This is a genomic window from Veillonella sp. KGMB01456, assembly GCF_023051165.1.
In the GTDB taxonomy this organism is placed as follows: Bacteria; Bacillota; Negativicutes; order Veillonellales; family Veillonellaceae; genus Veillonella_A.
The window spans coordinates 1-7427 of sequence record NZ_JALKIG010000063.1; the positions used below are offsets into that span (position 1 = coordinate 1).

The 7427-nt window shown below is 47.3% G+C and carries 5 protein-coding genes; 1 reads left to right on the forward strand and 4 read right to left on the reverse strand.

The window, feature by feature from the left end:
* Window positions 1-79: 79 nt before the first annotated feature.
* The 4 genes from MXE28_RS11000 to recQ are packed head-to-tail and all read right to left on the reverse strand — an operon-like array spanning window position 80 to window position 5735.
* On the reverse strand, window positions 80-2587 hold the full coding sequence (locus MXE28_RS11000; protein WP_021840754.1) for a Tex family protein: 2508 nt from the start codon (window positions 2585-2587) through the stop codon (window positions 80-82).
* 3 nt (window positions 2588-2590) lie between these two features.
* A complete protein-coding gene (locus MXE28_RS11005) occupies window positions 2591-3082 on the reverse strand; it encodes a dihydrofolate reductase (protein ID WP_021840753.1) in 492 nt (163 codons plus the stop codon).
* Window positions 3082-3873 (reverse strand): thymidylate synthase, encoded by a 792-nt coding sequence (locus MXE28_RS11010; protein ID WP_021840752.1) that lies wholly within the window; start codon window positions 3871-3873, stop codon window positions 3082-3084. Before MXE28_RS11010 ends, MXE28_RS11005 begins: the two co-directional genes overlap by 1 nt.
* An 11-nt stretch (window positions 3874-3884) precedes the next feature.
* Window positions 3885-5735, reverse strand: a complete 1851-nt coding sequence (gene recQ / locus MXE28_RS11015; RefSeq protein WP_226974579.1) for a DNA helicase RecQ — start codon at window positions 5733-5735, stop codon at window positions 3885-3887.
* A 161-nt stretch (window positions 5736-5896) separates the two neighbouring features.
* Between recQ and putP the strand changes: the two genes are divergently transcribed.
* Entirely contained in the window at window positions 5897-7381 is a 1485-nt protein-coding gene (gene putP / locus MXE28_RS11020) for a sodium/proline symporter PutP (protein WP_021840750.1), read from the forward strand.
* Window positions 7382-7427 lie beyond the last annotated feature (46 nt).

Sequence of the window (7427 nt, forward strand, 5' to 3'; positions counted from 1 at the left end):
CAGGAACAATATTGTGTCTTATTTATTTGTCGCATTTGATTATACTATGAACCTTTGGTTATCTTTATGAAAAACTATCCTATTTTTTCTTACTATATACGATTGTTATATTGTTATTTTCAAACGGCGCCGGTTCATGGCGTTTTTGACGATTTTGGTTGTTGCGCCCGCCTCGATTATCGTTGCGATTGCGCCGGTCATCATTACGGCGGTTATGGCGCTCTCCTTGACGACCATCACGGTTATTAGCCGCATTACGGTCCTGATTGCGTCCGTCACGACGATTATTGCGATTGCGATTTTCACCGCCTTGATTATCGCGGCGATTACCACGATTATCGCGATTGCGATTATTCTGCTGTGAATCATCACCGGCCGCTACGGCAGCCGCGGCTTTTTCTTTATCACGTAACGCCTTCATAGAGAGACCAATACGATTGCGTTTCGGCTCAACGGAAATAATTTCCGCTTCAATGATATCGCCTACAGCCAAGACATCGGACGGATGTTGGTCACGGCGACAGAATTCGCTGCGATGCAAGAGACCGTTAACTTTTAAACCGAAGTCAACGAAGGCGCCGAAATCTACCACATTGTGCACCGTCCCCTTTACAACGGTTCCCACCTTTACATCTTCCAAGCTCATGATGTGTTTACGCGTCATTGGCGCCGGCAAATCTTCACGTGGGTCGCGGCCCGGTTTTGCCAAAGCGTCCAAAATGTCGCGCACCGTCGGCACGCCGGCATCCAATTCTTTGGCAACTGTTTCCGCATCAACCAAGGCCAGCTTCGTATGGAAATCAGCCAGTTTCACTTTATCGTTTAAGTCCGCTAAGTTGTAACCCAAATTCTTAATGATTGTTTCCGCCAACTCATAGGATTCCGGATGAACCGGCGTATTATCGAGCGGATTGTCGCTGTCCTTAATGCGTAAGAACCCGGCACATTGCGTAAAGGCCGCCGGTCCCAAGCGTTTAACTTTTAACAATTCTTTGCGATTGTGAAAAACACCGTTATCTTTACGATAAGTTACGATGTTGTTAGCTACGGCGCCGGAAATCCCTGCCACATGTTCCAAAATGGCCGGCGATGCCGTATTGAGTTCAACCCCCACATGGTTTACTACCGTTTCCACCACTTGGTCCAAAGTTTCACTCAATTGCTTCTGATTAACATCATGCTGGTACTGACCGACCCCGATGGATTTCGGGTCGATTTTAACAGATTCTGCCAACGGATCCTGTACACGACGAGCAATGGACACGGCGCCACGAATGGATACATCAAGATCCGGTAATTCTTCGATTGCCAATTTAGAAGCAGAATAAACGGAAGCCCCCGCTTCATTGGTAATGATATAGTGGCAGTCCAATTGTTCTTCTTCAATCAATTGGGAAACAAATTGTTCTGTTTCATAAGAAGCCGTACCGTTACCGATGGATAACAAAGTAACTTTCCATTTACGAATGCAGGCCGCCATATCTTTCTTAGCCGCTTCCTTACCGCGCTCACCGGATGTCAAATGATAAATGCCTTGGTCGAGCACATTCCCTTGCGCATCAATAACAGCCATTTTACAACCCATGCGATAGCCCGGATCGAGGCCCATAATTACATGGCCCGCCAACGGTGGCTGTAATAAGAGATTGCGAAGGTTGGTCCCGAATACCTTAATAGCCTGTTCATCGGCATTTTCCGTCAACGTCTTGCGAATTTCGCGCTCCATGGCCGGGAAGATAAGGCGTTTATACGCATCGGCCACCGCTATGGCTTTATATTCTTTTAAAGCCGCTACGCCCGTTTCCGGCATAGCCTTTACCATGTATTCGATATATTTTTCATCAGGTGCGGTCAAAGTTACTTTAAGAGCGCCTAATTTTTCACCGCGATTAATAGCCAAAATACGATGGGATGGCAACTGATGAATCGGCTCTTCATAGTCGGCATATTTCAAGAACACTTGACGCACTTCGTCGGTTTCCGCTGTTTCTTCATCCCCTACCATGACGGTTTTAACTTTGCCTTGGCGCCAGATGGCATCACGCAAATACGCACGAAAATCGGCACGGTCACTTACGTCTTCCGCCACAATGTCCATAGCGCCTTGCAAGGCTGCCTCGCTGTCAGGCACTTCTTCCGTTATGAACGGAGCCGTTAAGCTTTCAATCGTGCTCGTCGTATCCTCGGTAGTATCAGCCAGCATTAATTGTGCCAACGACTCTAACCCACGTTCACGAGCAATGGAGGCACGGGTACGCTTCTTAGGGCGATAGGGCAAATATAAATCTTCCAATTCCTGGAGCTTCATAGCCCCTTCGATAGCCGTGGCCAATTCAGGCGTCATTTTTTCCTGCTCCGTAATGGAACGGACAATTTCTTCACGGCGCTGTTCCAAATTGCGCAAATATTTAATGCGTTCTTCGATTTCACGAAGTTGCTCATCTTTTAATTCCCCCGTTTTTTCCTTACGATAACGGGCGATAAAAGGAACCGTGTTCCCTTCATCCAATAATTCAACGGCCACCTTTACCTGCCAAGGATTAACTCCTAATTCGGCCGCAATATATTGGGACATTTTTTCCAACATGAACTACTCCTTTCGACGATACGTTACAAAACTAAATGGCCATGGATTTTTCTCGTCCACTTCACCGGGAATTGATTCTACCACTTCAAAGGCATTCAAATCAATAGTCGGAAAATATGCATCCCCTTCAAACTCATGCTCGATTTCCGTAACATAGAGAACATCAGCATAAGGCATAAAGGATTCATACATTTGCGCCCCGCCGATGCAATAGGCTACATCGAGCTTAGCCGCTTCCGCCGCGGCCGCTTCCGGTGATGTAAATACGCGCACCCCTTCATAAGGCGGTACATAGTCAGTTTGACGCGTCACTACCCAATGTTCACGATTGGGGAGTAAAAACGGCAACGATTCCAAGGTCTTACGGCCCATGATGATAACATGACCGGTAGTCAGTTTTTTAAAATACTGCAAATCTTTCGGCAAATGCCAAATAAGCTGATTGTCTTTGCCAATCACATTATGCTTCGCCCGTGCCACGATCATCGCTAACATTATACGGCCACCTCCATCGGCAATTTTCCTAAATGCTCATACCCTTCCAGCTTCACATCATCAGCCGTGAAGTCATAAAAGTTTTGTACCTTATCATTAATCCATAAAGACGGTGCCGGTTTAGCTTCGTCTAAGCGAGCGAGTTGTGTCTTCAATGCTTCCACATGATTTTCATAAATGTGAGCGTTGTTGATAATATGGGTAAATTGCCCCGGTTTCAAACCGCTTACGTGAGCAATCATGTAGACGAGGGTGGCATATTGGGTCATATTAAACGGCACGCCGAGGCCCATGTCGCCGCTACGCTGTACGAGCATACAGTTCAAATGGTCACCTTCCACATCCCACAAAGTTTCATAAGCACAAGGTTGCAACGCCATATCCGGTAAATCTTCAATGTTCCACAAAGTTACAATCATGCGGCGGCTCTGCGGATCTTCCTTAATCATGCGGAGCAAATTATCCACCTGCTTGTATTTGGCCAACTGATAGCCGTACGCTTTGCCGATAGTGCCATCTTCACGCATCCATTCATCCCATACGTGAACGCCCATAGCTTGCAGTTCTTTCACATCATTGCTCTGCTTCTGCCAAATCCACAAGAGTTCTTTCACAGCTGTTTTGAACGCCACAAATTTAGTCGTCAAAATAGGGAATTCTTTGCTCAAATCGAATTGCATCATTTGGTGCGGCAATTTATACGTAGGAACGCCGGTACGGTTATTGGCATAATAACCATCCTTCAAAATGCGTTCCACAATCGCTAAGTATTGAGTATCTGCTGAACTCATGATAGTCTCCTTTAATCACTGAATGTACTGATTACTTTTAAAAAGGACAGCCCGAAGCGTTGTAGTTTCGCCTCGCCGATGCCTTTAATCTTATATAAATCCGCCAATGTTTGCGGTCTCATGGACGCCATGTCGATGAGTACCGTGTCGGGAAAAATCAAATACGGCGGCACTTTCAGCTGTTCGCTCAGCGTCTTGCGATGCTGGCGTAAGGCTTCAAATAAATTAGGCTTATTCGAGGCCCGCCGTTTCATGGTCATGCTGTTGCCGGTGCCGTCAAAGTGCGCGGCCCCCGCCCTTTGACGCGGTCCGTCAGGCCGTACTTTTACTAGCTGACGGCGTACTTCGGTCACCTTGGCACTGCCGTCAAGCACTGCTTCGCCGGCCGGCGTAATGCTTAAAATCGGATATTTCCCGGTGGCACAATCGAGATAGCCAAGCGACGTAAATTGACGGATAAGGCCTTTTATTTCACGGTCATCCATATCTTCCAAGCGGCCGAACACGGGCAGTCTGTCATAGCCGTAACGAACAATGCGATCCGTCCGATTACCGGCTACAATGTCCGTAATCATAGCGGCTCCATACCGCTCTTCCGTATCGATGACGGCTTTAAAAATCGCTTTTGCTTCCTTTGTCAAATCGCGCAGCGCGCCTTTGTGTAAGCAAGAGCCGCAATTGTCGCAGCGCGTCCAGTTCACCGTTTCACCAAAGTAGTTAAGCATATACTTACGCAAACAATCCGTCGTAAAACAATAGTTAATCATCTGCTGCAATTTGCTCATTTCAATGCGGCGCCGCTCCGGTTCGTGCACCGATTCATTAATTAAATACTTGTGTATCATCACATCGCGGCCGCTATAGAGGAGCACACATTTTGACGGTGCCCCATCACGGCCCGCACGCCCCGCTTCCTGGTAGTAACTTTCCATGTTGCGGGGCATCTGGTAATGCAGTACATAACGCACATTACTCTTATCAATCCCCATGCCGAACGCACTGGTAGCCACCATGACGCGCACCTTATCGTAAGCATAGCGTTCCTGCTGCATCTTACGGATTTCATCACTGAGGCCTGCATGGTAATAACCGACTTCCACACCTCGTTTAGCCAATTCACCGTACACCGTTTCTACATCTTTACGGGTGGCGCAGTAAATGATACCGTTTGCCGCATCATGGTCCGCCACAAACTGCAGCACATATTGCAATTTATTCTGCGGTTGCACTACTTCAAAGGATAGATTCGGTCGGTCAAAACCGGTCACATGCACCGTGGCATTCGTTAGGCCCAAGAGTCGCTTCATATCCGCTTCTACTTCGCGCGTGGCACTGGCTGTAAAGGCCCCGATTACCGGCCGCCGCGGCAGTTGTTCAATGAACGGTGCTATGAGCTGATAAGAAGGTCTGAAGTCATGCCCCCATTGCGATACACAGTGGGCTTCATCGATAATGACCTGATCAATGGGCAGTCCCTTGAGAAAGTTAATAAACCATTCCGAAGCCAATCGTTCCGGCGCCAAGTATAATATTTTAACCCGGCCCGCGCGCAAGGCCCGCATAACGTTAACGGACTCATCCTTATCTTGGGTACTGTTCAAATAAGCTGCGGGAATTTTTTGCATGCGCAAGCCGTCTACCTGGTCTTGCATCAAGGATATTAACGGTGAAAAAACAATGGTCAAGCCTCGTTTTAATATGGCGGGAATCTGAAAACAAATCGACTTCCCCGCACCGGTAGGCATGATGGCGAGCACATCTTTATTGGCCAGTAGCGAAGCTACCGGCACTTCTTGAGCCGGTCGAAACGACGTATAGCCGAAATAATGGGCTAATGCTGCCTCCGCTGCTTTATGTGCCATGTCCGTTCACATCCTTTCTTTCGGGAATTATCACATCATATTATTTTAACATTTTTTGACAAAAAACACACCTACCACTCAATTATTTAATATAGTAGAAACTGTATTTTTATGCTAAAATATAAGAATATATTTATTATGAAAGGGGGGTGCATCCAAGTATGCACGATCAATTCTCCATTATTCTCGCCTTTGCCATCTATCTAGGTGTTATGATGTACATTGGCATTTATTATTATCGCAAGTCACGTAATCTGAGTGATTATATTCTGGGCGGCCGAAAGCTGGGCCCTTGGATAACTTCCATGAGTGCGGAGGCTTCCGATATGAGCGGTTGGATGCTCATGGGCTTACCCGGTTTTGCCTACAGCACCGGGATTTCCGCCATCTGGATTGCCATCGGCCTTGCCGGCGGTACCTGGCTGAACTGGGCCTTCGTATCGAAGCGCCTGCGCAACCATACGGAAGTAGCCAATAACAGTTTAACCATTCCGGATTACTTAAAAAACCGCTTCCGCGATACGACTAAAATCTTACCTATCGTGTCCGCTATTTTCATCATTATATTCTTCCTGATTTACACCTCATCAGGCTTCGTTGCGGGGGGCAAACTCTTTACGACGATTTTCGGACTTGATTATACCGTATCCCTCCTCATTACGGCGGGCGTAGTAATCTTCTATACCTTCCTCGGCGGGTTCTTAGCCGTAAGTTGGACCGATTTTATTCAGGGCACCATGATGTTCTTTGCCATCTTACTCATTCCAATCGCCGCAGCCTTCACGTTAAACGGTCCGATTAATACAGCTCATTTAATCGCTACAGAATTTCCGCAAGGTCTTTCCATTTGGGGGCCTGAAGCCGACACCTATACCTTAGTCATCGGTATCATCTCATCTGTCGCTTGGGGGCTTGGCTATTTTGGTCAACCGCACATCTTGGTTCGTTTCATGGCCATCTCCGATGCCCGTGAACTGAAAAAAGCCACCAATATTGCCATGGTATGGGTTGTTATTTCCCTCATTGCAGCTGTAATGGTTGGTCTTGTAGGTAAAGTATTCCTCAGCACACCACTTGCCGGCGCTGATGTGGAAAAAGTATTCCTCGTAATGAACGAAGAACTCTTCCCGCCATTTGTGGCCGGTCTCGTATGGTCCGCCGTACTGGCAGCCATCATGAGTACTGCTTCCGGGCAGTTATTGGTAACGGCCTCTTCCGTTTCACAGGACTTGTATAAAAACATCGTCGGTCACCGCACCAGCGATCAGGAATTAGTACTTATCAGCCGTATTACGGTACTTGTTATTTCCGCCATTGCCTTGTGGCTTGCCCTCGATCCGAACAGCTACATTTTAACCATGGTCGCCTATGCGTGGGCCGGCTTCGGTGCCGCTTTCGGCCCTGCCATTTTGCTCTCCCTCTTCTGGCGTCGCATGACCTTAAAAGGTTGTGTCGCCGGCATCGTGGTTGGTGGCTTGACTGTACTTATTTGGAAACAGTTCGAGTGGTTCGGTATCTATGAAATCGTGCCGGGCTTCTTGTTCTCCCTCATCGCCATTTATGTGGTAAGCCTTTTGGATAATCCACCTTCTAAAGAAATTACCGATGAATTCGATGAAGCACAACGGATGCATATCGAGTTATAGGACAAAAAGTGTGTGTAGAAAGTGCTGCAAACTTAGATAAATACTG